Source organism: Gibbsiella greigii (assembly GCF_039540155.1).
GTDB classification, from domain to species: Bacteria; Pseudomonadota; Gammaproteobacteria; order Enterobacterales; family Enterobacteriaceae; genus Gibbsiella; species Gibbsiella quercinecans.
Map to the genome: position 1 here is coordinate 226,841 of NZ_BAABEM010000007.1, position 24,044 is coordinate 250,884.

Annotated in this window: 22 protein-coding genes; 13 read left to right on the top strand and 9 right to left on the bottom strand. The window is 58.0% G+C overall.

Translation table 11 applies throughout. The features are described 5' to 3' along the window. Nucleotide 1 precedes the first annotated feature (1 nt). From murD to lpxC, 9 genes are all read left to right on the top strand, one after another. Nucleotides 2-1,321, top strand: coding sequence for a Mur ligase family protein (gene murD / locus AC559G_RS07615; RefSeq protein ID WP_498912087.1), 1,320 nt, complete (start codon nt 2-4; stop codon nt 1,319-1,321). After that, nucleotides 1,318-2,520: a cell division protein FtsW gene (ftsW, locus tag AC559G_RS07620; RefSeq protein WP_498912088.1), complete on the top strand. Its 1,203-nt coding sequence runs from the start codon at nt 1,318-1,320 to the stop codon at nt 2,518-2,520. Before murD ends, ftsW begins: the two co-directional genes overlap by 4 nt. A gap of 3 nt (nt 2,521-2,523) precedes the next feature. Next, entirely contained in the window at nt 2,524-3,588 is a 1,065-nt protein-coding gene (murG, locus tag AC559G_RS07625; RefSeq protein ID WP_462615139.1) for an undecaprenyldiphospho-muramoylpentapeptide beta-N-acetylglucosaminyltransferase, read from the top strand. Nucleotides 3,589-3,670: 82 nt separating this feature from the next. Next, nucleotides 3,671-5,146 carry a UDP-N-acetylmuramate--L-alanine ligase gene (murC, locus tag AC559G_RS07630; RefSeq protein WP_438596726.1) on the top strand — a complete coding sequence of 492 codons (1,476 nt, stop codon included), beginning with the start codon at nt 3,671-3,673 and terminating at the stop codon, nt 5,144-5,146. Beyond that, nucleotides 5,139-6,059 carry a D-alanine--D-alanine ligase gene (locus AC559G_RS07635; RefSeq protein ID WP_498912089.1) on the top strand — a complete coding sequence of 307 codons (921 nt, stop codon included), beginning with the start codon at nt 5,139-5,141 and terminating at the stop codon, nt 6,057-6,059. The genes murC and AC559G_RS07635 overlap by 8 nt, the downstream gene beginning before the upstream one ends. A gap of 1 nt (nt 6,060) precedes the next feature. Beyond that, nucleotides 6,061-6,930: a cell division protein FtsQ gene (gene ftsQ / locus AC559G_RS07640; RefSeq protein ID WP_438596728.1), complete on the top strand. Its 870-nt coding sequence runs from the start codon at nt 6,061-6,063 to the stop codon at nt 6,928-6,930. Further along, nucleotides 6,927-8,183 carry a cell division protein FtsA gene (gene ftsA, locus AC559G_RS07645; RefSeq protein ID WP_095845982.1) on the top strand — a complete coding sequence of 419 codons (1,257 nt, stop codon included), beginning with the start codon at nt 6,927-6,929 and terminating at the stop codon, nt 8,181-8,183. The genes ftsQ and ftsA overlap by 4 nt, the downstream gene beginning before the upstream one ends. Before the next feature lie 76 nt (nt 8,184-8,259). Further along, nucleotides 8,260-9,414 (top strand): cell division protein FtsZ, encoded by a 1,155-nt coding sequence (gene ftsZ / locus AC559G_RS07650; protein WP_095845981.1) that lies wholly within the window; start codon nt 8,260-8,262, stop codon nt 9,412-9,414. A 103-nt stretch (nt 9,415-9,517) separates the two neighbouring features. Then, a complete protein-coding gene (gene lpxC / locus AC559G_RS07655) occupies nt 9,518-10,435 on the top strand; it encodes a UDP-3-O-acyl-N-acetylglucosamine deacetylase (protein WP_438596729.1) in 918 nt (305 codons plus the stop codon). Nucleotides 10,436-10,455: 20 nt separating this feature from the next. Here lpxC and AC559G_RS07660 read toward each other — a convergent pair whose 3' ends face one another. After that, complete coding sequence (locus AC559G_RS07660) at nt 10,456-10,983, bottom strand: DUF721 domain-containing protein (RefSeq protein ID WP_462615141.1); 528 nt, start codon at nt 10,981-10,983, stop codon at nt 10,456-10,458. Nucleotides 10,984-11,009: 26 nt separating this feature from the next. Here AC559G_RS07660 and secM point away from each other — a divergent pair, with 26 nt between their 5' ends. From secM to mutT, 3 genes are all read left to right on the top strand, one after another. Next, the gene (gene secM / locus AC559G_RS07665) at nt 11,010-11,543 is read left to right on the top strand and encodes a secA translation cis-regulator SecM (protein WP_498912090.1); all 534 of its coding nucleotides are present in this window, start codon (nt 11,010-11,012) and stop codon (nt 11,541-11,543) included. A 90-nt stretch (nt 11,544-11,633) separates the two neighbouring features. Then, nucleotides 11,634-14,345, top strand: a complete 2,712-nt coding sequence (secA, locus tag AC559G_RS07670) for a preprotein translocase subunit SecA (protein WP_498912091.1) — start codon at nt 11,634-11,636, stop codon at nt 14,343-14,345. A gap of 315 nt (nt 14,346-14,660) precedes the next feature. Further along, nucleotides 14,661-15,065, top strand: a complete 405-nt coding sequence (mutT, locus tag AC559G_RS07675) for a (deoxy)nucleoside triphosphate pyrophosphohydrolase (protein WP_498912092.1) — start codon at nt 14,661-14,663, stop codon at nt 15,063-15,065. Between the two features lie 37 nt (nt 15,066-15,102). Here mutT and yacG read toward each other — a convergent pair whose 3' ends face one another. The 3 genes from yacG to coaE are packed head-to-tail and all read right to left on the bottom strand — an operon-like array spanning nt 15,103 to nt 16,718. Next, nucleotides 15,103-15,294 carry a DNA gyrase inhibitor YacG gene (yacG, locus tag AC559G_RS07680; protein ID WP_279028202.1) on the bottom strand — a complete coding sequence of 64 codons (192 nt, stop codon included), beginning with the start codon at nt 15,292-15,294 and terminating at the stop codon, nt 15,103-15,105. A 51-nt stretch (nt 15,295-15,345) separates the two neighbouring features. Further along, nucleotides 15,346-16,098: a cell division protein ZapD gene (gene zapD / locus AC559G_RS07685; RefSeq protein ID WP_438597672.1), complete on the bottom strand. Its 753-nt coding sequence runs from the start codon at nt 16,096-16,098 to the stop codon at nt 15,346-15,348. Beyond that, a complete protein-coding gene (coaE, locus tag AC559G_RS07690) occupies nt 16,095-16,718 on the bottom strand; it encodes a dephospho-CoA kinase (protein ID WP_498912093.1) in 624 nt (207 codons plus the stop codon). Before coaE ends, zapD begins: the two co-directional genes overlap by 4 nt. Nucleotides 16,719-17,055: 337 nt before the next feature. Here coaE and AC559G_RS07695 point away from each other — a divergent pair, with 337 nt between their 5' ends. Then, nucleotides 17,056-18,099, top strand: a complete 1,044-nt coding sequence (locus AC559G_RS07695) for a GMP reductase (protein WP_462615144.1) — start codon at nt 17,056-17,058, stop codon at nt 18,097-18,099. 44 nt (nt 18,100-18,143) lie between these two features. On the opposite strand, the gene hofC is transcribed toward AC559G_RS07695, so the two are convergent. The 5 genes from hofC to nadC all read right to left on the bottom strand — a co-directional run bounded on the left by hofC (nt 18,144) and on the right by nadC (nt 23,898). Then, nucleotides 18,144-19,343 carry a protein transport protein HofC gene (hofC, locus tag AC559G_RS07700; RefSeq protein WP_498912094.1) on the bottom strand — a complete coding sequence of 400 codons (1,200 nt, stop codon included), beginning with the start codon at nt 19,341-19,343 and terminating at the stop codon, nt 18,144-18,146. Further along, a complete protein-coding gene (gspE, locus tag AC559G_RS07705; protein WP_498912188.1) occupies nt 19,343-20,773 on the bottom strand; it encodes a type II secretion system protein GspE in 1,431 nt (476 codons plus the stop codon). The genes hofC and gspE overlap by 1 nt, the downstream gene beginning before the upstream one ends. Then, complete coding sequence (gene ppdD, locus AC559G_RS07710) at nt 20,773-21,213, bottom strand: prepilin peptidase-dependent pilin (protein ID WP_498912095.1); 441 nt, start codon at nt 21,211-21,213, stop codon at nt 20,773-20,775. Before ppdD ends, gspE begins: the two co-directional genes overlap by 1 nt. Nucleotides 21,214-21,483: 270 nt before the next feature. Further along, nucleotides 21,484-22,845, bottom strand: a complete 1,362-nt coding sequence (locus AC559G_RS07715; RefSeq protein WP_498912096.1) for an esterase-like activity of phytase family protein — start codon at nt 22,843-22,845, stop codon at nt 21,484-21,486. Between the two features lie 153 nt (nt 22,846-22,998). Further along, nucleotides 22,999-23,898, bottom strand: a complete 900-nt coding sequence (gene nadC / locus AC559G_RS07720) for a nicotinate-nucleotide diphosphorylase (RefSeq protein WP_498912097.1) — start codon at nt 23,896-23,898, stop codon at nt 22,999-23,001. Nucleotides 23,899-24,044: the final 146 nt, after the last annotated feature.

Below are 24,044 nucleotides of genomic sequence, written 5' to 3' on the forward strand. Positions count from 1 at the left end.
TATGGTGGATTATCAGGGTAAAAAAGTCGTCATCATCGGGTTGGGCCTGACCGGTCTGTCCTGCGTTGATTTCTTTATGGCACGCGGTGTGACGCCGCGCGTTATGGATACCCGTGTTTCTCCGCCAGGCCTGGATAAACTGCCCGAGAGCATTGAGCGCCATCTGGGTTCGCTGCATGAAGACTGGCTGCTGGCCGCCGATCTGATCGTCGCCAGCCCTGGTATCGCGTTGGCGACGCCGGCGCTGAGCGCCGCCGCCGATGCCGGCGTGGAAATTGTCGGCGACGTGGAGCTGTTTTGCCGCGAAGCAGTAGCGCCGATCGTGGCGATCACCGGCTCCAACGGCAAAAGCACCGTCACCACCCTGGTGGGGGAAATGGCGAAGGCCGCCGGTTGGGCGGTTGGCGTGGGCGGCAACATTGGCCTGCCTGCGTTGCGCCTGCTGGAACAGGAGTGCCAACTGTATGTGCTGGAGCTGTCCAGCTTCCAGTTGGAAACCACTAGCAGCCTGCATGCGGCAGCTGCCACCATCCTGAACGTCACCGAAGACCATATGGATCGCTACCCGTTTGGCCTGCAGCAATATCGCGCCGCCAAGCTGAAGGTTTATGAAAACGCCGCGGTGTGCGTGGTGAATGCCGATGATGCCCTGACGATGCCGATTCGCGGCGCCGATGAGCGTTGCATCAGCTTTGGTATCGACGTGGGCGATTACCACCTGAATAACCAGCAGGGTGAAACCTGGCTGCGGGTGCGCGGCGAAAAAGTGCTGAACACCAGTGAGATGAATCTGGTGGGGCGCCACAACTATACCAATGCGCTGGCGGCGCTGGCGTTGGCCGATGCGGTGCATCTGCCGCGCGCCTCCAGCCTGAAGGCGCTGACTCTCTTTACCGGTTTGCCGCACCGTTTCCAACTGGTGTGGCAAAACAACGGGGTGCGTTGGATTAACGATTCAAAAGCCACCAACGTGGGCAGCACCGAAGCGGCGCTCAATGGCCTGCAGGTGGCCGGCACGCTGCACCTGCTGCTGGGTGGTGATGGCAAGTCCGCTGATTTTTCGCCGCTGACGCGCTATCTGCAGGGCGACAATATTCGCCTGTACTGCTTCGGGCGCGATGGCGCCCAACTGGCCGAGCTGCGCCCGGAAGTAGCGGTGCAAACCGATACCATGGAACAGGCGATGCAGGTGATTGCCGGCCGCCTTCAGCCGGGCGATATGGTGTTGCTGTCGCCGGCCTGCGCCAGTCTGGATCAGTTCCGTAATTTTGAAGAGCGCGGCAACGAGTTTGCCCGTCTGGCACAGGAGCTTGGCGGATGAGACTACGGGTGCCGACGTTCGGCCTGGCGGACAAACTAAAAGAGTGGGTGATGGGGGCACGCGACCACGATGCCGCCACCATGGTGCTGTACGACCGCACTCTGCTGTGGCTCACCTTCGGCCTGGCAATTATCGGTTTCGTGATGGTGACGTCGGCCTCGATGCCGATCGGTCAGCGCCTGGCGGACGATCCTTTCTTGTTCGCCAAACGTGACGCGCTGTACCTGGGGCTGGCCTTTGGCCTGTCGCTGGTTACGCTGCGCATCCCGATGGACGTGTGGCAGCGTTATAGCAATGTGATGCTGCTGCTGTCGATCGTGATGCTGCTGATTGTGTTGGTGGTGGGCAGTTCGGTTAACGGGGCATCGCGCTGGATCGCGCTGGGCCCGCTGCGAATTCAGCCGGCTGAGCTGTCGAAGCTGTCGTTGTTTTGCTATTTGGCCAGCTATCTGGTGCGCAAGGTGGATGAAGTCCGCAGTAACTTCTGGGGCTTCTGTAAGCCGATGGGCGTGATGGTGGTGCTGGCGGTGCTGCTGCTGGCGCAGCCGGACCTCGGCACCGTGGTGGTGCTGTTTGTCACCACGCTGGCGATGCTGTTCCTGGCCGGCGCCAAGCTGTGGCAATTCCTGGCGATTATCGGCTCCGGCCTGATTGCCGTCGTGCTGCTGATTATCGCCGAGCCTTACCGTATGCGCCGCGTAACCTCTTTCTGGAACCCGTGGGACGATCCGTTCGGCAGCGGTTACCAGTTAACCCAGTCGCTGATGGCGTTTGGCCGTGGTGAGTTCTGGGGCCAAGGCCTGGGGAACTCGGTGCAGAAACTGGAATATCTGCCTGAAGCGCACACTGACTTTATCTTTTCGATCTTAGGTGAAGAGTTGGGCTATATCGGTGTGGTTCTTGCGCTGTTAATGGTATTCTTCGTCGCTTTTCGCGCGATGTCGATCGGCCGCCGGGCGTTGGAAATCGATCAGCGCTTCTCCGGCTTCCTGGCCTGCTCGATCGGCATCTGGTTCAGCTTCCAGGCGCTGGTGAACGTTGGTGCGGCGGCGGGGATGTTGCCGACCAAAGGCCTGACCCTGCCGCTGATCAGTTACGGTGGTTCGAGCCTGTTAATTATGTCAACGGCGATTGTGCTGTTGCTGCGGATTGATTTTGAAACACGCCTGAGCAAAGCGCAGGCGTTTGTTAAGAGGTAAGGCATGAGCGGGAAACCCAAGCGTTTAATGGTGATGGCAGGCGGCACGGGCGGGCATGTGTTCCCGGGGCTGGCGGTTGCGCATCACCTGATGGCGCAAGGCTGGCAGGTGCGCTGGCTCGGTACCGCGGACCGTATGGAAGCCGATTTAGTGCCAAAACACGGAATCGCAATTGATTTCATCCGTATTTCAGGCCTGCGCGGTAAAGGGCTGATGGCCCAGTTGGCGGCGCCGGTGCGCATTTGGCGCGCGGTGCGCCAGGCTATCCTGATCATGCGCAGCTACCAGCCGGACGTGGTGCTGGGGATGGGCGGCTACGTTTCCGGCCCGGGCGGCCTGGCGGCCTGGTTGTGCGGCATCCCGGTGGTGCTGCACGAACAAAACGGGATTGCCGGGCTGACCAACCGCTGGTTGGCGCGTATCGCCAAAACCGTATTGCAGGCGTTTCCCGGCGCGTTCCCGCACGCTGATGTGGTCGGCAACCCGGTGCGCACCGATGTGCTGGCGCTGCCGTTGCCGAACCAACGCCTTAAAGGGCGTGAAGGGCCAATCCGTGTGCTGGTCATCGGCGGCAGCCAGGGCGCACGCGTGCTGAATCAGACAGTTCCTGAAGTCGCCGCGCGTTTGGGCGATAGAATTACGCTCTGGCATCAAGTGGGCAAGGGCGCTTTGGAAAGTGTGCTGGCTGCCTATGAGAAAACCGGGCAGACGCAGCACAAGGTCACCGAGTTCATCGATGACATGGCCGGCGCCTATGCCTGGGCGGATGTGGTTGTTTGCCGTTCCGGCGCGCTGACCGTCAGCGAGGTGGCGGCGGCCGGGTTGCCGGCGATTTTCGTGCCGTTCCAGCACAAGGATCGCCAGCAGTACTGGAATGCCCGCCCGCTGGAAGAGGCCGGTGCGGCGAAAATTATCGAACAGCCGCAGTTTAATGCCGACGTGGTTGCGGAACTGCTGGCAAGCTGGGATCGCCCGACGTTGCTGGCGATGGCTGAAAAAGCGCGCGCCGTGGCGATCCCGGATGCGACCGATCGCGTGGCGGCCGAACTGATCGACGCGGCCAGATAATAATGCATGGGCTCGGTTTGCCGGGCGCATAGTGAAGAACAGGTAATGGGGGGCGGTTCGCTGCTCCTGGATAGAGAAAGTGATGAATACACAACAACTGGCGAAACTACGTACTATCGTGCCCGAGATGCATCGCGTCCGGCACATTCACTTTGTCGGCATCGGTGGTGCCGGTATGGGTGGTATCGCCGAAGTGTTGGCAAATGAAGGCTATCAGATTAGCGGCTCCGATCTGGCGCCCAATCCGGTAACCCAGCAGTTGAGCGAACTGGGGGCGACGATCTATTTCCATCACCGCCCGGAGAACGTTCAGGACGCTAGCGTGGTGGTGGTTTCCACGGCGATCCCGGCGGACAACCCGGAAATCGTCGCCGCCCGCGAGGCGCGTATTCCGGTGATCCGCCGCGCTGAAATGCTGGCCGAGCTGATGCGTTTCCGTCATGGCATCGCCATCGCCGGGACGCACGGCAAAACTACTACCACGGCGATGGTGTCGAGCATTTATGCCGAGGCCGGGCTGGACCCGACCTTTGTCAACGGTGGGCTAGTGAAGGCCGCAGGCACCCATGCGCGCCTGGGCTCCAGCCGTTACCTGATTGCGGAAGCGGATGAGAGCGACGCGTCGTTCCTGCATTTGCAGCCGATGGTGGCGATTGTCACCAACATTGAAGCCGACCATATGGATACCTACCAGGGCGACTTCGAGAATTTGAAGCAGACGTTCATTAATTTTCTGCACAACCTGCCGTTTTACGGCCGTGCGGTAATGTGCGTGGACGATCCGGTGGTGCGTGAACTCCTGCCGCGCGTGGGGCGCCATATCACCACCTACGGTTTTAGTGAAGATGCCGATGTGCGCGTAGAAGGCTATCAGCAAATTGGGCCGCAGGGGCACTTTACCCTGAGCCGTCAGGATAAGCCGCTGTTGACGGTGACGCTGAATGCGCCGGGCCGCCATAACGCGCTGAACGCCGCCGCTGCGGTGGCGGTGGCCACCGAAGAAGGGATCGACGACGACGACATCCTGCGTGCGCTGGCGGGGTTCCAGGGCACCGGGCGCCGCTTCGATTTCCTCGGCGAGTATCCGCTGGAGTTAGTGAATGGCCAACCGGGCAGCGCGATGCTGGTGGATGATTATGGCCACCACCCGACTGAAGTTGATGCGACGATCAAAGCGGCGCGCGCCGGCTGGCCGGAAAAACGGCTGGTGATGATTTTCCAGCCGCACCGTTACACGCGTACGCGCGATCTGTACGACGATTTCGCTAACGTGTTGTCGCAGGTGGATGTGTTACTGATGCTGGATGTGTATCCGGCGGGCGAAGCCCCGATCCCGGGCGCCGACAGCCGCTCGCTGTGCCGCACTATCCGCAACCGCGGCAAGCTGGATCCGATTTTGGTTTCCGACGCGGCGACTGTGCCGGAAACGTTGGCGCAACTGCTGCAGGATGACGATCTGGTATTGGTGCAGGGGGCGGGCAACGTCGGCAAAATCGCGCGTAAGCTGGCCGAGCAGAAGCTGCGGCCGATAAAAAACGAGGAGGCGAGCCATGGCTGACAAAGTTGCCGTTTTGCTGGGCGGCTCCTCCGCTGAACGCGACGTGTCGCTTCAATCCGGCGCGGCAGTGCTGGCGGGCTTGCGCGAAGCGGGTGTTGATGCCCACGGCGTCGATCCGCAGGATTTTCCGGTAACCGAGCTGAAAGCGCACGGTTTTACCAAAGTCTTTATCGCCCTGCACGGGCGCGGCGGTGAAGACGGCACTCTGCAAGGGGCGCTGGAGTTTCTCGGCCTGCCCTATACCGGCAGCGGCGTGATGGCTTCGGCGCTGACCATGGATAAATGGCGCAGCAAGCTGGTATGGCAAGCGCTGGGTTTGCCCATCGCGCCGTATGTGGCCCTGCAACGCCAGGCCTTCACCGGCGCGGCCCGGGAAGCGCAGTTGGCGGCTATTGCGGCGTTGGGGCTGCCGCTGATAGTGAAGCCGAACCGTGAAGGTTCCAGCGTCGGGATGAGTAAGGTGAGCGAGCCTGAGGCGCTGGAAGCGGCCTTGGCCGCGGCTTTCCAGCACGACGACGATGTGCTGGTGGAAAAATGGCTCAGCGGCCCGGAATACACCGTGGCGTTTTTGGGGGAGCAAATGCTGCCTTCGATTCGTATTCAGGCGGCCGGGGTATTTTACGATTACCAGGCCAAGTACGTAGCCGAAGATACGCAGTACTTCTGCCCAAGCGGCCTGAATGCCGAACAGGAAGCCGAACTGGCCGCCCTGTCGCAGCGCGCGTACCGTGCGTTGGGCTGCAGCGGCTGGGGCCGGGTTGATGTAATGCAAGATAGCGATGGCCGCTTCTATCTGCTGGAGGTAAATACTTCGCCAGGCATGACCAGCCATAGCCTGGTGCCGATGGCGGCGCGCCAATATGGTTTGAGTTTTCCGCAGTTGGTAGCGGAAATTTTGGAATTGGCCGACTGATATGTCGCAAGCTGCCCTGAATGTGCGCGAGCGTGAGGCGGATAACAACCCACGCCGCAGCAATGGAACCCAGTTGGCCGGAATTATTTTCCTGCTGATGGTGTTAGGAACAATTTTGTGGAGTGGTTGGGCGGTGGTTGGTTGGATGAAGGACGCAAGCCGCCTGCCGCTGTCACGGTTGGTGGTGACCGGCGAACGCCATTACACCACCAACGATGATATTCGCCAGGCGATCCTGGCGCTGGGATCGCCGGGGACGTTCATGACGCAGGATGTCAACGTCATCCAGCAGCAGATTGAACGGCTGCCGTGGATTAAGCAGGCCAGCGTGCGCAAGCAGTGGCCGGATGAGCTGAAAATCCACCTGGTGGAATATGTCCCGGCGGCGCGTTGGAATGACTTGCACATGGTGGATGCCGAGGGCAAGTCGTTCAGCGTCCCGGCAGAACGTGTCGGCAAGCAGAAATTGCCGTTGCTCTATGGTCCGGAAGGGAGCGAGCAAGACGTTCTGGAAGGCTATCGGACCATGAGTAGCGTGTTAGCGGCCAACAGGTTTTCGCTGAAAATGGTGGCGATGAGCGCCCGCCATTCCTGGCAGTTGGCTTTGGATAACGATGTTCGGCTGGAACTGGGACGTGACGATCGCATGGGGCGTCTGCAGCGCTTTATCGGGTTATATCCGGTATTGGTGCAGCAGGGGCAGGCAGAGGGCAAACGCGTCAGCTATGTCGATCTGCGCTATGAATCAGGCGCCTCGGTTGGTTGGTCTCCGCTGCCGCTGGATCAACAGCAGCAAACGGATGGCTCGGCGACGCGCGATCGGCAAAACAGTAATCAGCAACAGAATCAGGCACAGGCAAAACAACAATGATCAAGTCGACGGACAGAAAGCTGGTAGTTGGACTGGAGATCGGTACGGCAAAAGTCGCCGCATTGGTAGGGGAAGTTCTGCCCGATGGCATGGTCAATATTATCGGTGTGGGTAGCTGCCCGTCCCGCGGGATGGACAAGGGGGGCGTAAACGACCTGGAATCGGTAGTGAAGTGCGTACAGCGCGCGATCGACCAGGCGGAGCTGATGGCGGATTGCCAGATTTCCTCGGTTTATCTGGCGCTTTCCGGCAAGCATATCAGCTGCCAGAACGAAATCGGCATGGTGCCGATTTCCGAAGAAGAAGTAACGCTTGAAGATGTTGAGAACGTGGTTCATACCGCCAAGTCGGTACGCGTTCGCGATGAGCATCGCATCCTGCATGTGATCCCGCAGGAATATGCGATCGACTATCAGGAAGGCATCAAAAACCCGGTAGGGTTGTCCGGCGTGCGTATGCAGGCCAAGGTGCACCTGATTACCTGCCATAACGATATGGCGAAAAACATCGTGAAAGCGGTTGAACGTTGTGGTCTGAAAGTTGACCAACTTATTTTCGCCGGTCTGGCCGCCAGCTATGCGGTGCTGACCGAGGATGAGCGCGAGCTTGGCGTTTGTGTTGTGGACATTGGCGGTGGCACCATGGATATGGCGGTGTACACCGGCGGCGCGTTGCGCCACACCAAAGTGATCCCATACGCCGGCAACGTGGTCACCAGCGATATCGCCTATGCCTTCGGCACGCCGCCGACAGATGCGGAAGCGATCAAAGTTCGGCACGGTTGTGCGCTTGGATCGATTGTTAGCAAGGATGAGAGTGTAGAGGTGCCTAGCGTCGGGGGCCGCCCTCCGCGTAGTCTGCAAAGACAGACACTGGCTGAAGTGATTGAGCCGCGCTACACCGAACTGTTGAATCTGGTCAACGACGAGATTTTGCAATTGCAGGAGCAGCTACGTCAGCAGGGGGTGAAGCACCATCTGGCAGCGGGTATTGTGCTGACCGGTGGCGCCGCCCAGATTGATGGCCTGGCAGCCTGTGCGCAACGGGTGTTTCATACCCAGGTACGCATCGGCCAACCCTTGAACATCACGGGTCTGACGGATTATGCGCAGGAGCCTTACTATTCGACCGCGGTCGGGCTGCTGCACTATGGAAAAGAGTCTCACCTTAATGGCGAGACGGAAGTAGAAAAACGCGCCTCAGTGGGCAGTTGGTTTAAACGTATCAATAGCTGGCTGAGAAAAGAGTTTTAATGTTTCAACAAAGAGATCATGCTGATTTACATCTTCTTATGATCTCGCAGCGACAGGCACAAAACGGAGAGAAACTATGTTTGAACCAATGGAACTAACCAATGACGCGGTGATTAAAGTCATCGGCGTCGGCGGTGGCGGCGGCAACGCCGTTGAACACATGGTGCGCGAGCGCATCGAAGGTGTCGAATTCTTTGCCGTTAACACAGACGCTCAGGCGCTACGTAAAACGGCTGTGGGCCAAACCATCCAGATTGGTAGCGGTATTACCAAAGGGTTGGGGGCTGGCGCAAACCCCGAAGTAGGGCGTAATTCCGCGGAAGAAGACCGCGAAGCCCTGCGCTCTGCGCTGGAAGGCGCGGACATGGTCTTTATCGCAGCCGGCATGGGCGGCGGCACCGGTACCGGCGCTGCGCCAGTGGTAGCCGAAGTGGCGAAAGATCTGGGTATTCTGACAGTGGCCGTGGTTACCAAGCCTTTCAACTTCGAAGGCAAGAAACGCATGGCGTTCGCTGAGCAGGGTATCGCTGAGCTGTCCAAACACGTGGACTCCCTGATCACCATCCCGAACGATAAACTGTTGAAAGTTCTGGGCCGTGGCATCTCTCTGCTGGACGCGTTCGGCGCGGCCAATGACGTGCTGAAAGGCGCTGTGCAGGGTATTGCCGAACTGATCACCCGTCCGGGCCTGATGAACGTCGACTTTGCCGACGTGCGCACCGTGATGTCCGAAATGGGCTACGCGATGATGGGTTCCGGCGTGGCCTGTGGCGAAGATCGTGCGGAAGAAGCGGCGGAAATGGCAATTTCCAGCCCGCTGCTGGAAGATATCGATCTGTCTGGTGCGCGCGGCGTGCTGGTTAACATCACGGCTGGCTTCGATCTGCGTCTGGACGAATTCGAAACCGTGGGTAACACCATCCGTGCATTCGCTTCCGACAACGCGACCGTGGTTATCGGTACATCTCTGGATCCAGAGATGAACGACGAACTGCGCGTTACCGTTGTTGCGACTGGTATCGGCATGGACAAACGTCCTGAAATTACCCTGGTGACCAACAAACAGGCCAGCCAGCCGGTAATGGATCATCGTTATCAGCAGCACGGTATGTCGCCGCTGCAACAGGAAGTGAAGCCTGCTGCCAAAGTGGTCAACGATCAGAACGCGCAGCCAAACAAAGAGCCTGATTATCTGGATATTCCTGCGTTCCTGCGTAAGCAGGCGGATTAAGAATATCCTGAGAATTTGGTATCTCCGCTCTTTGTGCTAAAATGTCCCACCGGTCATGCTGTATCATTGGCCGGTAGGATGAATAACATTGCGAGATAACACGATGATCAAACAAAGGACATTAAAACGTATTGTTCAGGCGACGGGTGTCGGTTTGCATACCGGCAAGAAAGTCACGCTGACAATGCGCCCAGCGCCGGCGAATACCGGGGTCATCTATCGTCGCACTGACTTGAATCCACCGGTTGATTTCCCGGCTGATGCAAAATCCGTGCGAGATACCATGCTCTGTACTTGTCTGGTGAATGAGCATGATGTGCGTATTTCTACCGTTGAGCATCTGAATGCGGCTTTGGCCGGGTTGGGCATTGACAACATCATTATTGAAGTCGACGCCGCCGAAATCCCGATCATGGACGGCAGCGCTAGCCCATTCGTTTTCCTGCTGTTGGACGCAGGGATTGAAGAACTGAGCTCAGCGAAGAAATTCTTGCGCATTAAAGACACCGTGCGCGTAGAAGATGGCGACAAGTGGGCAGAACTGTCCCCGCATAACGGGTTCCGCCTCGACTTTACCATCGACTTCAACCACCCGGCGATTGATGCCAGCTCACAACGTTATCGTCTGGATTTTTCCGCCGATTCGTTCGTGCGCCAGATCAGCCGTGCGCGTACCTTCGGTTTCATGCGTGACATCGAGTACCTGCAGTCGCGTGGTTTGGCGCTGGGCGGCAGCTTTGACTGCGCCATCGTGGTGGATGACTACCGCGTGCTGAACGAAGACGGCCTGCGCTTTGAAGACGAATTCGTTCGCCACAAAATGCTCGACGCCATCGGCGATCTGTTCATGTGCGGCCACAACATTATTGGTTCGTTCACCGCATATAAATCTGGTCATGCGCTGAACAACAAACTGTTGCAGGCTGTGCTGGCAAAACAGGAAGCCTGGGAATACGTTACGTTCCAGGACGAAGCCGAAATGCCGCTGGCATTCAAGGCACCGTCGACCGTTTTGGCATAAGCTTGGCCTGATATCGCTGATTATTGATCGCGACTGGTAGTTTTGGCACTCTCTCCGGCCAACGCTGCCAGTCGTTCCAACGTTTTGCGCAATTTTTCCGGGCTGCGGCTCGCTAATCCCCTCAACTGTTCCGCACTTTCCTGGCTCAAATGCCGCAACGGCGCAGCTGGTTTTTCGCCGCCTGGTTTTTTCTTCGCCGCATCGGCCTGTTGATTACTGCCTTTTACCATCAGCGCGGGATTAATCCTGATGTCGATCGACGACAATGATGGTAGAATTTGCCCCCGTAGTGCAGATAATAAATTAGGCTGTTCGTAGCGCAAGCGCATCATCCAGCTGGCATTTGCCGTTTCTAGCACTAAAATACCCTGTCTGAAGTTTGCGACACGGCACCAGGGGTGCAACTGGGCTGGCAATAGCCCCTTCACTGCCCGGTTGAGTTTCAGCAGCGCGATAGCGCGTTGTTGAACATCGTGTAGCGGCCCTTTGTTCGCTGCGGACGCCTCAGTAAACAGGAAATCTAATAATTGTGGACGGCTATCGCGCATGATGAGCTCCGGCGGATTATAAACTCGTGATCGGTATTCTAAATCGTTGGCGACAATTTGGCAGACGTTATTTTTGGCCTCATCTCCTGCTGGGGATGGTAGCGGCCACGCTTGGCGTCCCGCAAAATTTGTCTGGCTGCCCTGAGCAGGCCGCGTTACCGAGCAATTCGTCCAGCGTTAACCGCCAGAACTCCGCCAGCGGTGCCTTTAACAGCCTGGCGTTGCTGCAGGATGTGCATCGTCGCCCTACCTTTGGCGTCGACTACTGGCACCAGCATGCGCTTCGCACCGTCATTCGTCACCTTTCTTTTGCTCTGGCGCCGCAGGTTGTCTATGCGCGTGCGCAGGAAACCGAAGCGCAAGCCGCCGAGCCGTTACAGGTAGCCCAGGCCCAACTGGCGCTGCTTTCCACCCTGAATGCGCTGCTGACGCATGAGCCCAAACCGCCAACCATCGTTCGCGATACCCGCCATGCGGTGCTGCCACCCTTCGCGCAGCACCAGGCCGGCTTGTGGCTGGCGCAGGTGCAGGGGATCCGCGCTGGGCCTGCTGCAGCCTGATCATCTTTGCCCGCGTGGGCGACCCTATCCTTAATGAACAACGGTAATTGATGGCCCGTTATGGCCGTCATTCAAGAGACAGTAAACATCATGTTAGTGAAATTATTGACCAAAGTTTTTGGCAGCCGCAACGACCGTACGCTGCGCCGTATGCGTAAAGTGGTTGAGCAGATTAACCGTATGGAACCGGACATGGAAAAGCTGTCCGATGAACAGTTAAAAGCCAAGACCAGTGAGTTCCGTGAGCGCCTGAAAAAAGGCGAAGTGCTGGAGAATCTGTTGCCGGAAGCATTCGCCGTGGTGCGCGAAGCCAGTAAACGCGTGTTCGGCATGCGCCACTTCGACGTACAGCTGCTGGGCGGCATGGTGCTCAACGATCGCTGCATTGCGGAAATGCGTACCGGTGAAGGTAAAACCCTGACGGCGACCCTGCCGGCATACCTGAATGCGTTGAGCGGCCGCGGTGTACACGTGGTTACCGTCAACGACTACCTGGCCCAGCGCGATGCGGAAAACAACCGCCCGCTGTTTGAATTCCTCGGCCTGACCGTGGGTATCAACCTGCCGGGCATGCCAGCGCCAGCCAAACGTGAAGCCTACGCCGCCGATATTACCTACGGCACCAACAACGAATACGGCTTTGACTATCTGCGCGACAACATGGCGTTCAGCCCGGAAGAGCGCGTGCAGCGCCCGCTGCACTATGCGCTGGTGGATGAGGTCGACTCCATTCTTATCGATGAAGCGCGTACTCCGCTGATCATCTCCGGCCCGGCTGAAGACAGCTCTGAGATGTACATCAAGGTCGACAAACTGATCCCTAAACTGATCCGCCAGGAAAAAGAAGACTCTGACACTTTCCATGGCGACGGCCACTTTTCGGTGGATGAAAAAGCGCGCCAGGTGCACTTGACCGAGCGCGGTTTGATTCTGATCGAAGAGCTGCTGGTGGGCGCCGGCATTATGGATGAAGGCGAATCGCTGTATTCCCCGGCCAATATCATGCTGATGCACCATGTTACCGCCGCATTGCGTGCTCACGTGTTGTTTACCCGCGACGTTGACTACATTGTGAAAGATGGCGAAGTCATTATCGTTGATGAACACACCGGCCGTACCATGCAGGGCCGCCGCTGGTCTGACGGCCTGCACCAGGCGGTGGAAGCTAAGGAAGGGGTGGAAATTCAAAATGAAAACCAGACCCTGGCTTCGATCACCTTCCAGAACTATTTCCGTCTGTACGAGAAGTTGGCCGGGATGACCGGTACCGCAGACACCGAAGCGTTTGAGTTCAGCTCGATCTACAAGCTGGATACCATCGTGGTGCCGACCAACCGCCCGATGATCCGTAAAGACATGCCGGATCTGGTCTACATGACCGAGAAAGAGAAAATCGCGGCGATCATCGAAGATATTCGTGAACGTACCGCCAAAGGCCAACCGGTGCTGGTAGGTACTATCTCGATCGAGAAATCCGAAGTGGTTTCCCGCGAACTGGCGAAGGCCGGTATCGACCATAAAGTGCTGAACGCCAAATTCCACGCCATGGAAGCGGATATTGTGGCTCAGGCCGGCCAGTCCGGTGCGGTGACCATCGCCACCAACATGGCAGGGCGTGGTACCGATATTGTGCTGGGTGGCAGCTGGCAGAGCGAGATTGCGCAGTTGGAAGCTCCAACCGAAGAGCAGATCGAAGAGATCAAGCAGGCGTGGAAAGTGCGCCATGACGCCGTATTGGCGGCAGGCGGCCTGCACATTATCGGTACCGAACGCCACGAATCACGCCGTATCGACAACCAGCTGCGTGGCCGTTCCGGCCGCCAGGGCGATGCCGGTTCTTCCCGCTTCTATCTGTCGATGGAAGATGCCCTGATGCGTATTTTTGCCTCCGATCGCGTGTCCAACATGATGCGTAAGCTGGGGATGAAAGAAGGCGAAGCAATTGAGCACCCATGGGTGACCAAGGCGATCGCCAACGCACAGCGTAAAGTAGAAAGCCGCAACTTTGATATCCGTAAACAACTGCTGGAATACGATGATGTGGCCAACGACCAGCGTCGCGCCATATACAGCCAGCGTAATGAATTGCTGGATGTGTCCGACGTCAGTGAAACCATCAACAGTATCCGCGAAGACGTCTTCAAGGCGACGATTGATAACTACATTCCGCCGCAGTCGCTGGAGGAAATGTGGGATGTGAAAGGGCTGGAAGATCGCCTGAAGAAAGATTTCGATTTGGCACTGCCGCTTGCCGAGTGGCTGGACAAAGAGCCGGAGCTGCATGAAGAAACGCTGCGTGAGCGTATTCTGGATAAGGCCAAGGAAGAATATCTGCGCAAGGAAGAAGTGGTCGGCAGCGAAATGATGCGCAACTTTGAAAAAGGCGTGATGCTGCAAACCCTGGATTCGTTGTGGAAAGAGCACCTGGCCGCGATGGATTACCTGCGCCAGGGCATCCATTTGCGTGGCTACGCGCAAAAGGATCCGAAGCAGGAATATAAACGTGAATCCTTCGCCATGTTCGCCGCGATGCTGGAATCGCTGAAGTATGAAGTGATCAGCGTGCTCAGCAAAGTTCAGGTGCGGATGCCGGAAGAGGTTGAGGCCCTGGAACAACAACGCCGCAGCGAAGCGGAACGCTTGGCCCAGCAGCAACAGCTGAGCCATCAGGATGAAAACTCGCTGGCCGTTGATGAACCCAATACGCCAGCCGTCGCTGAACGCAAGGTTGGCCGTAACGATCCTTGCCCATGCGGTTCAGGCAAAAAGTACAAGCAGTGCCACGGTCGCCTGCAGAAATAAGGCCGGCGCTGCGGTAAAAAGACGGGCGGCATCCGGCAACGGGTGCCGGCCAAACGCAAGGGGATCAGCATGCTGGTCCCCTCTTTTTGGGGATGCTAACCGGCACCCTGCGTTTATACCCTTCATACTTCAAGTTGCAGGTGTGTTGGCTCCCCAGTCACTTGACTTCGGTAAGCGCCTGGGGATTTGCTGCGTTGCCGCATGATTCGGCCATACGGCCGCACCCCTTCGGGGCCAGCGCTAGCGCTGTTCAAAAACGCTTTTGCGTTTTTGTCCTGCAACTCGAATTATCTTGGGTTTATATCTGGAGACGCGATGAAACAGTTGAATATTGCCGTTGGCATTATCCGTAATACCCGGCAAGAAATCTTCCTCACCCAACGTGCTGCCGATTCGCATATGGCGGGGTTTTGGGAGTTTCCCGGCGGCAAGATAGAAGACGGGGAAACGCCCGAGCAGGCGTTAACGCGCGAGCTGCAGGAAGAAACCGGTATTGACGTGCAGCAGGCTACCCCGCTGGAAGTGATTGAGCACCGTTTTGATGATCGGATCGTGACGCTGCATTTCTATCTGGTAGAGCAGTGGCGCGGTGAGCCGTATGGCCGGGAAGGCCAACCGATGCGCTGGGCCAGGCAGGCCGATTTGCAGGCGGCTGATTTCCCGCCGGCTAATGCCACGATTATTCAACTGCTGGTGGCGCAGGCTAACCCGGCGGTGTGAACTGTGCCAGTCTGGCGTTAGCGCGCCAGGCCATTTCTTACTCCTTGTCTTCTTCGCTCCACTCTTCGCTTTCCGTCAGATCGCTCTGGCTGGGTATCCGTTTTTCCTCCGCCGCCCATTCGCCAAGATCGATGAGCTGGCAGCGTTTGCTGCAGAACGGGCGAAAGGGGCTGACTTCTCCCCAGACCACGCCTTTACCACAGGTTGGGCACTTCACTACGGTCGTCATTACTTTTCCTTACCCCCGCGGCTTGGCGAGGGCGTATTTTTTTCTGATGAATTAACAACAGGCCAGGGCGAACGTCAACCGTTCGGCAACCTTGCCGTGCTCGCTGTCCAGCGGCAGGAAGCGGATGGCATAGCGCGTTTTATGGCCGGAAATTTGCGGGTAGAGCTGATATTCCAGGTTGATACGCAGGCGCAGCAGATCGGCCCCTTCGGCATTGTCCTGGAAAAAGCCATTCAGGCTGATCTGGTTTTGGAACTGGCCGGATTTACGGATCAGATCCAACACCATCGACAGGGCGTGGCTGAGCGGCTGCAGCGTTTCCAGCCAGGCGCCGACATCGCGATCGCGCTGGTGCTGCGGGATATGCATCCACATATGCAGCGTGGGCAAATCGAAACTGCAACAGCCGCCGGGGATGCTCAGGCGCTGGCGCACCAACGCAATCAGGCGATCCTCGCGCAAAGCCTGCCCCAGCCGCGGGGCGGCCATCAGTGAGGACGCGCACTGTTTGAGTTGGTCACGCAGTTGGTTGACCAGCGTCATGTCCACGCCCGGCACGTCCGCCCACTGCAGCAGTTTCTGCTGCTGGCGTTCCAGCTCTTTGAGCAGTTCGGTACGCACTTCGCCGCGCTCCAGCACATCCAACAGATCGGCGACGGCGCGGAAAAACGTCAGGGCAATAGCGGTATTGTCCAATGCCTGCTGCTGATACAGCTGCTGTAAAAGAAACTCAATGCGCAGCCAGGTGCGCATTTTTTCATTCAGCGGGTGTTCAAAAAGAACGGTAGGGGAAACATCGCTCATTCGGTGTAATCCTGTTGGGGCGCGGATGCCGCCAATTCTAGATAGCGTTGATGTAATAGTGCGACAGCGGGTTCAATATCCCGCAGGTTGCCGCTGTTATCAATGACGTCGTCGGCCACCGCCAGGCGTTGGTGGCGCGTGGCCTGGGCCGACAAGATATTGAGCGCCTGCTCGCGGCTGCTGCCGTCGCGGGCCATGGTTCTGGCCAGTTGCGTCTCGCGATCGGCATCGACCACCAGCACCCGGTCGGCGCGCGTATGCAGATCGTTTTCCACCAGCAGCGGCACTACCCACAGGGCATAGGGGCGGCTGGCCAGGGCCAACTGGCGCTGCGTTTCCTGATGGATCAGCGGGTGGAGGAGCTGATTCAGCCAGGCTTTTTCCGCCGGGTGGTTGAAAATAAGCTGGCGCAGCCTGGCGCGGTCCAGTGAACCGTTCGCCTGTAATATTTCATTACCAAAATGCGCGGCGATTGTCGCCAACGCAGGGGTGCCCGGCTCGACGACCTGGCGGGCTATCACGTCGGCATCGACGATGGTGGCGCCAAAGCGCGCAAAAGCGTTGGCGACGGTGGTTTTGCCGCTGCCGATACCGCCTGTCAACGCAACAATGTAGGCCATGGTTTAGGCGCACCCTGAGTTCACGAAAAGAATAGAGGAATCATAAAGCGCTGGCGCAGAAGTGCAAGCCGGTAGCAACGCGGGCTGCATTTGCCGTAAGGCGTGACGGGCCAACCTGAAAGGAGATCCGGTGCCGGATCGTACTGGTAAACTGCGATGATTGTAGCGCACATTCAGGCACAATCGCAGTCTTGCCGCGTGATTATTCGCGCGTATGATAGTTTTACTGGAACTGGCATCAACGGGCTGCCGTTGCTGGCCGCACTTCGGCTCATGCAGCGTTGTAACCCATTTGTCCCATCGCGCACCGTCGCCATTAACCAGGAAATCATTCGCTATGCGTATTGAGGAAGATTTGAAGCTGGGCTTTAAGGATGTGTTGATCCGCCCAAAACGCTCTACGCTGAAAAGCCGCTCTGAGGTTGAGCTGGAACGTCAGTTTACCTTTAAACATTCCGGCAGCAGTTGGTCTGGTGTGCCGATCATCGCCGCTAATATGGATACCGTGGGTACGTTCCGCATGGCCGAGGCGTTGGCCGCGTTTGATGTCCTCACCGCCGTGCATAAACACTACACCGTGGCGCAGTGGGAGGCATTTATCCAGCGGGTGCCGGAATCAGTTTTGCGCCATGTCATGGTATCGACCGGCACTTCAGCAGCCGATTTTACCAAGTTAACGCAGATCCTGGCGCTTTCCCCGGCGCTGAAATTCATTTGCATTGACGTCGCCAATGGTTATTCCGAACATTTCGTCAATTTCTTACAGAAAGCGCGTGAAGCCTGCCCGGATAGCGTTATCTGCGCGGGCAATGTGGTCACGGGGGAAATGGTGGAAGAACTGCTGTTGTCTGGGGCGGATATCGTCAAAGTAGGGATCGGCCCCGGCTCGGTCTGCACCACGCGGGTGAAAACCGGCGTCGGCTACCCGCAGCTTTCCGCGGTGATCGAATGCGCTGACGCGGCGCACGGCCTGAGCGGGCAGATCGTCAGTGACGGCGGCTGCTCGGTGCCTGGCGATGTGGCGAAAGCATTTGGCGGTGGCGCCGACTTTGTCATGCTGGGCGGTATGCTGGCCGGGCATGATGAATGTGAAGGCACCATCGTGGAAGAAAACGGCGAGCAGTTCATGCTGTTTTACGGTATGAGCTCGGCTTCCGCCATGGAACGCCACGTCGGCGGCGTGGCGGAATACCGCGCGGCGGAAGGCAAAACCGTCAAGCTGCCCCTGCGGGGCGAAGTGGCGCTGACCGTGCGCGATATTCTGGGGGGCTTGCGTTCCGCCTGTACCTACGTGGGGGCGAGCCGTTTGAAGGAGCTGACCAAACGCACTACCTTTATTCGCGTGACGGAGCAGGAAAACCGCGTCTTTACCAACCGGTAACCGGCGCGTAGTGAAGCGGAACCTGTGCTATTGCGGGGTTGCGCTTAGCTTAAGATGTTCCCCATTTGGAAGATGGGTAAATACATGGCGATCACCAGGGTGCCGACGATAGCGCCGACCACCAGCATTAGCATCGGTTCCAGCGTTTGCGCCAGGGTATCGGCCAATTCATGTGTTTGCTGTTCATGCCATTGAGCCAGTTTGCCCAATAGGGTATCCAGCGAGCCCGATTCCTCCCCAACCCGTACCAGTTGTTGGCATAACGGCGGAAATAGCGCCTGTTGTGCCAGCGCATGCTGGAAGGTTGATCCCTGCGCCAACTGCTGTTGGATCGCGCCGAGCGCCTGGCGGAAGAACAGGTTGCTCACACTCGCCGCCGCCGCATCCAACCCTTCGACCAGCGTTAACCCGGCGAGCTGGGTCATGTGCAAGATATGGAAAATCTGGCTGAGGCAGCCGCCGCTAACCAAACGGGAAACCAGCGGCAGCCGCAGCAAAGCCCGCTGCTCACGCCGCCGCCAGTGCGGCAATGGGCGCAGCTTACGCAGATAGAACAAGCTCAGCAGAGCCGCCGATATCGCCAGATAAGGGCCAACGTGGATCAGCAGCGTGGAAAGGTTTAATAGCCATTGGGTGAAGCTGGGGAGCGGGGCATTGAACGATTGATATACCTTGGCGAATTCAGGTAACACCATGGTTAGCATCAGAATACTGACCAGCATGGCCACGGCGCAGATAAATAGCGGGTAACGCAGGGCCTTGGCGACCTTCTTGTGCAATTTTTGCTGTTGCTCCTGCTGCTGAGCAAGTTTGGCGCAGCAGCCGTCCAAATTGCCGGTCAACTCGCCGATGGCAATCAGCTTTGAGTAAAGTACCGGAAAAACATGCGGATAGTGGGCGAGTGCGGCGGAAAACGCTTGCCCCTGAGCAACCTGCTCGGCAACACCGCGCAGTAGGCAGCGCCAGGCCGGCGAGGGGTGTTCGCGCGCCAGCAACTGCAACCCGTGGATCAGCGGCAGGCCAGCTTGCAGCAGCGTGGCTAACTGGCGGGTAAACTGAATCAGCGGCTCGCCACGCCAGTGGCGCGTAAAGATCCACCTGCCGCTGGCGATTCGGTATGGCTGTAGCCCCTGCTCGATCAACTGTTGGCAGACATGCTGCTTGCTGATGTGCAGCGTTTCGCCCTGGCATAACTCCCCGTGGCGATCAATTGCTTGCCACAGAAACAAGCGTTGCTTCCCCATCAGCGCGTTTCCGTACCAGCAGCGACACCGAGTACCCGATACACTTCTTCCAGCGACGTGATGCCCTGTGCCGCCTGTTCCAGCCCGGCCTGCAGCAAGGTTTTTTGCCCTTGTTGCTGGGCAATCTGCGCCAACTGCCCGGTGGTGGCATTTTGTATCAGGCCCTCTTGCACTTCCGGCGTTATTGCCAGCAGTTCGTAAATGCCAATCCGGCCGTAATAGCCGCTAAAGCAGTGTTCGCACCCTTCGGCGCGCCAGGGCGTCAGCGGTTCTGGCCACAGGGCGGTGGGGAACGTGGCCATCTCGCTTAGTGGGTAACGGCAGTGGCGACACAGGCGGCGCAACAGGCGCTGGGCGATCACCAGCTTCAGGCAGGCGGCGAGCAGGTAGCCCGGTATCGCCATTTGCGCCAGGCGCGCCAACGTTTCGCAAGTGGAGTTGGTGTGCAGCGTTGAGAGCACCAGATGGCCGGTTTGCGCGGCTTTCACCGCGATCTCGGCCGTTTCCCTGTCGCGGATCTCGCCGATCATGATCACGTCAGGATCCTGGCGCAGCAGGGCGCGCAGTACACGCGAGAAACCCAGTTCGGCCTTGCTGTTGATCTGCGTTTGGTTGATGCCGAATACCGGGATCTCTACCGGATCCTCCACGCTGCACAGGTTGGTTTGGCTGTCATTAAGCTGCCGCAGGCCGCTGTAAAGCGTAACGGTTTTACCGCTGCCGGTGGGGCCGGTCACCAGGATCAACCCCTGCGGATGACCCAGCGCGTTGGCATACAGATTCAATGCTTCCTGGCTCATGCCGAGCTGGGCCAGCGGCAGTTCCTGGCGCTCGCTCTGCAAGATTCGCAGGACGATCTTTTCACCGTGCAACGTGGGCAGGGTGGCGATGCGCATTGAGTAGCGGGTGTTGTCCAACTGCACGCTGAGTTGGCCATCCTGGGGCAGGCGGCGTTCGGCAATATCCAGCCGCCCCATGATCTTCAAGCGTGCCGCAATGCGTGCGGCCATTGGGAACGGCGGGGAAGGGACGGTTTGCAGCACGCCGTCGATGCGCAAGCGGATCCGCAGCATTTGCGGATAGGGCTCAAAATGAATGTCGGACGCCCGGCGTTGAATGGCGGCGCGCAGCGTCTGGTTGATGAACTGCACCACCGGGGCTTCGCTGTCTTCGTCCAGTGAGGGAACGCCCTGCGCTTGCGTTTCTGGCTCGCCCTGCTGCTGGCGTGTATTTTGCGCCTGTTCCAGGCGCGCTGCCGCCCATTGCTGCACGTTAATCTGCTTACCGGTGGCGAAGCGTAATGCATCCAGAAGATCGGCAGGGATCGCCTGGTGTGCGGCTATGGTGAGCTGCTGTTCGTCTTCGCTAACGGCAAGCACCTGATAGCGCTGGCAGAGTGCATGGATTTCATTGCTGATAGCCACGGCGATCACCCCGCCGCATCATCAAAGCGGAACACGCTCTGGCAGCTTTCCTGCAATGCGCTGTTTTCACTGTTGCAGCGGCGCGTCCAGCGTGTCAGGCCTGTGCTATCCTGCACCGGGGTCAGCATCACCGTCAGGCTTTGCAGCGTTTGGCTGCCGGTCAGGGTAATGATGCCTTGGCTGACGGCGATATTGCTGACGTAACGTGATGTCGTAGCGTTAGGGATCCCTTGGCTGCCAGTGTTGCAACCGCTGGCGGTGCCGCCATTTTCCAGCAGGCATAGCTCCACCGCCATTTTGTAAGGCACCATCGCCTGCAGCATATCGGTCAGCGACGCCTTTTGCAGATAGCGTTGATAAGCGGGAATGCCGATGGCGCTCAGGATGGCGATGATGGCGATCACCACCATCAACTCGATTAGGGTAAAGCCGCGTTGCGTTTCCATATGCCACGTTCTCCATAGTGATGTGAAGAGCAACATAATGCGCTTTCCTGCAGGGAGCGAGGGGCTTTGGCCAACGGTGCGTGCGGCTACGGTAGCAAGGGCTCACCGTTGCATCGGGCTGGAAAAAAATGCGTTATGTTTCGCAATATTGATGGCCTGGCCGCGTTGCTCGATGTTGAGCGCGGCCAGGCGGCGGCGAGTATATGTGGTGTATACAGCGGTGGAATAGGCTGCCGGTAAAACGTTAGCGTTCAGTGCCCGGTTATCCGGTTATGGTAAAGGCGAAGGCAGTGTAATCAACCACAGTTCGTTGTTAGCCTCCGGTTTTTGCAACGGCACCACTTCCAGCGTGGTGTTGGTGGCAGTACCGTCCCGCATCAGTTTACCGTCCGGGCCGGTTTGGTAATCGCTAACCTTGTCTTTTGCCTTCACCGGGGATTTCAACGTGGAACGCAGGCCGAAATCGTTATCGTTGATGACCGCCAGCGTGTGTTTATCAACCATGGCCAGGCCTTCAACCTTCTCCTGTTGCCAACCCAGTTTACGCAGATCAACCAGTTCGCGTTTTTGCGCCAGGCGAATGCCGCGTTTGGCCAACTGTTCGCTATCGTCAAATTCCGGCGCTTTGCCATCCGCATCAAAGGGGGTCAGATCGGTCGCCTGGCTCATGTCCACCAGATAGATGCGGTTCTGCATCTGCTTATCTTTGTCTGCGCCTTGTTCCACCAGCAGGATACGCTGGTTATCCAGCGCGACGATATCGCCGATCTTGGCGTCTTTGGCTTTTTTATAACGATCAATATTGATGGGATAACCCACCATCTGGCTGGCGCCGGTGTCCGGGTTGAACATCACCAGGCGGGTGAACTGCGCTTTGTTCTTACTTTTTCCGTTAATATCCAACGTGCTTTGCACTGCCATCACTAGGATGCCGTTTGGCAACCGGGTCAACCCCTCAAAGCCGCGGTTGGGCTGGCGCCATTTAATAATGGCTGGCAGACCGGTTGCGACGGACTGCTCGGCGCCGCTGGGCGTTGGGCCAAATTTTTTTAGTATTTTCCCTTGTGCATCAATATGGATCAGGAACGGGCCATATTCGTCGCACAGCCAGAAACCGCCGTTGCCATCGGGCGTGATCCCTTCGGTATCTAGGCCACGTTGGCTGGTGCTCAGAGGAAGCAGGGCATCATTCAACGCCGCTTCATTGGTGGAGCCGATGAAATTTTCCGGCAGCGGCAGGCCTTTTATCGGGCCTTGCTCATCGTGCAACAGGCGTGGGTTGACGGCCTGCGCCGCCTTGGCGCTGACTTTGATGTCCATAATTAACGGGGTGTAGCCGGGGTTGGCGAAGATCTTGGCTTCTTTATCGCCCACCGGCGGCGCATCGGCATTGGGGCCGCGATCGGTCAGCGTGGTGAACCATAAATCGTCGCCCTGTTTCCCCATAAAAGAGAGGCCGGAACCGATGCCTACCGGCAGGCCATGAGGAAAGTGGCCGGCGAATTTCCCTTGATAAGCCACGTGCTCCCCGGCGGGAAACGCCACCACATAGCGGGTGGTTTTTTCACCTTCCGCCAGGGCGTTTAAAGATATCAACCCGGTAAGTAATAGCGGTAATAGCTTATATTTCATCGTATTACACTCTTGTATGCCCTGCCGGCAAGGCAGAAGGCGTGTGCGTTTCTGATTAGGAAGACAGCAGCTTAAATAACGGGTGTGTCATTTACATGACGGCCGCCATGCAAGATAACGGCCGTACGGGCGGGCAGGTTGGGGCAGCGGTGGTCAGTGGGGCGCGTCGAAGCGTAGCGACAGATCGAGCGCGGTCACGTTCTTGGTCAACGCCCCGACGGAAATATAGTCAACGCCGGTTTGCGCATATGCGCGCAGCGTGTTGCGGGTGACGTTGCCGGAAATCTCCAACTGAGAGCGCCCCTGGGCCAGGGTGACGGCCTCGCGCATCATGTCAATGCTGAAATTATCCAGCATCACGATGTCCGCGCCGGCATCAAGCGCCTGCTGCAGCTCATCCAATGATTCGACCTCGACTTCTACCGGCACATCGGCATGTAACCAGAAGGCCTGTTCAACGGCCTTTTTTATCGATCCGGCGGCGATAATGTGGTTTTCCTTAATCAGGAACGCATCGGAAAGCCCCAGGCGGTGATTGCCGCCGCCGCCGCACAGCACGGCGTATTTCAGCGCGGTACGCAGCCCTGGCAGCGTTTTTCGCGTATCCAGCAGGCGGGTTTGGGTGCCTTCCAGCAGCGCAACGTAGCGGCTGACTTCCGTGGCTACACCAGACAGCGTCTGGATGAAGTTCAGCGCCGTGCGTTCGCCGGTCAGCAACGTGCGCGCCGGGCCGCTCAGTTGGCACAGTGGCTGATTCGGCACCAGCGTATCGCCGTCGGCAACCAGCCAGGTGGTTTTGACCTTATTACCCAACTGAATGAAGACCTCATTCAGCCAGCGTTGCCCGCAGAACACACCGGCTTCCCGGGTGATCAGGGTAGCGCTGGCCTGCTTGTCTGCGGGCAGTAACTGTGCGGTGATATCGCGATCTGCATCCACTTCGCCGCCCAAATCTTCACGCAGGGCCTGGGCAACGGTGTAGGGGATATCGCTTTCAATGCGTTCGAGCAGCTCGGTGCGGCGGCTGTCGGCACTGTAACGGCGTGTCGGCATAGGAAACTCCGAAATGGGCGGTAAGGGGATTGTGGAACATGCTACTCTGTTGCCAGGGCAAGTACCACTTATGCCTTAACCGTTTCTTTTGATAGCGGATTGCTGTGGCGGCTCATCATTTCGGCAACGTTATTATCCGGTAGGCA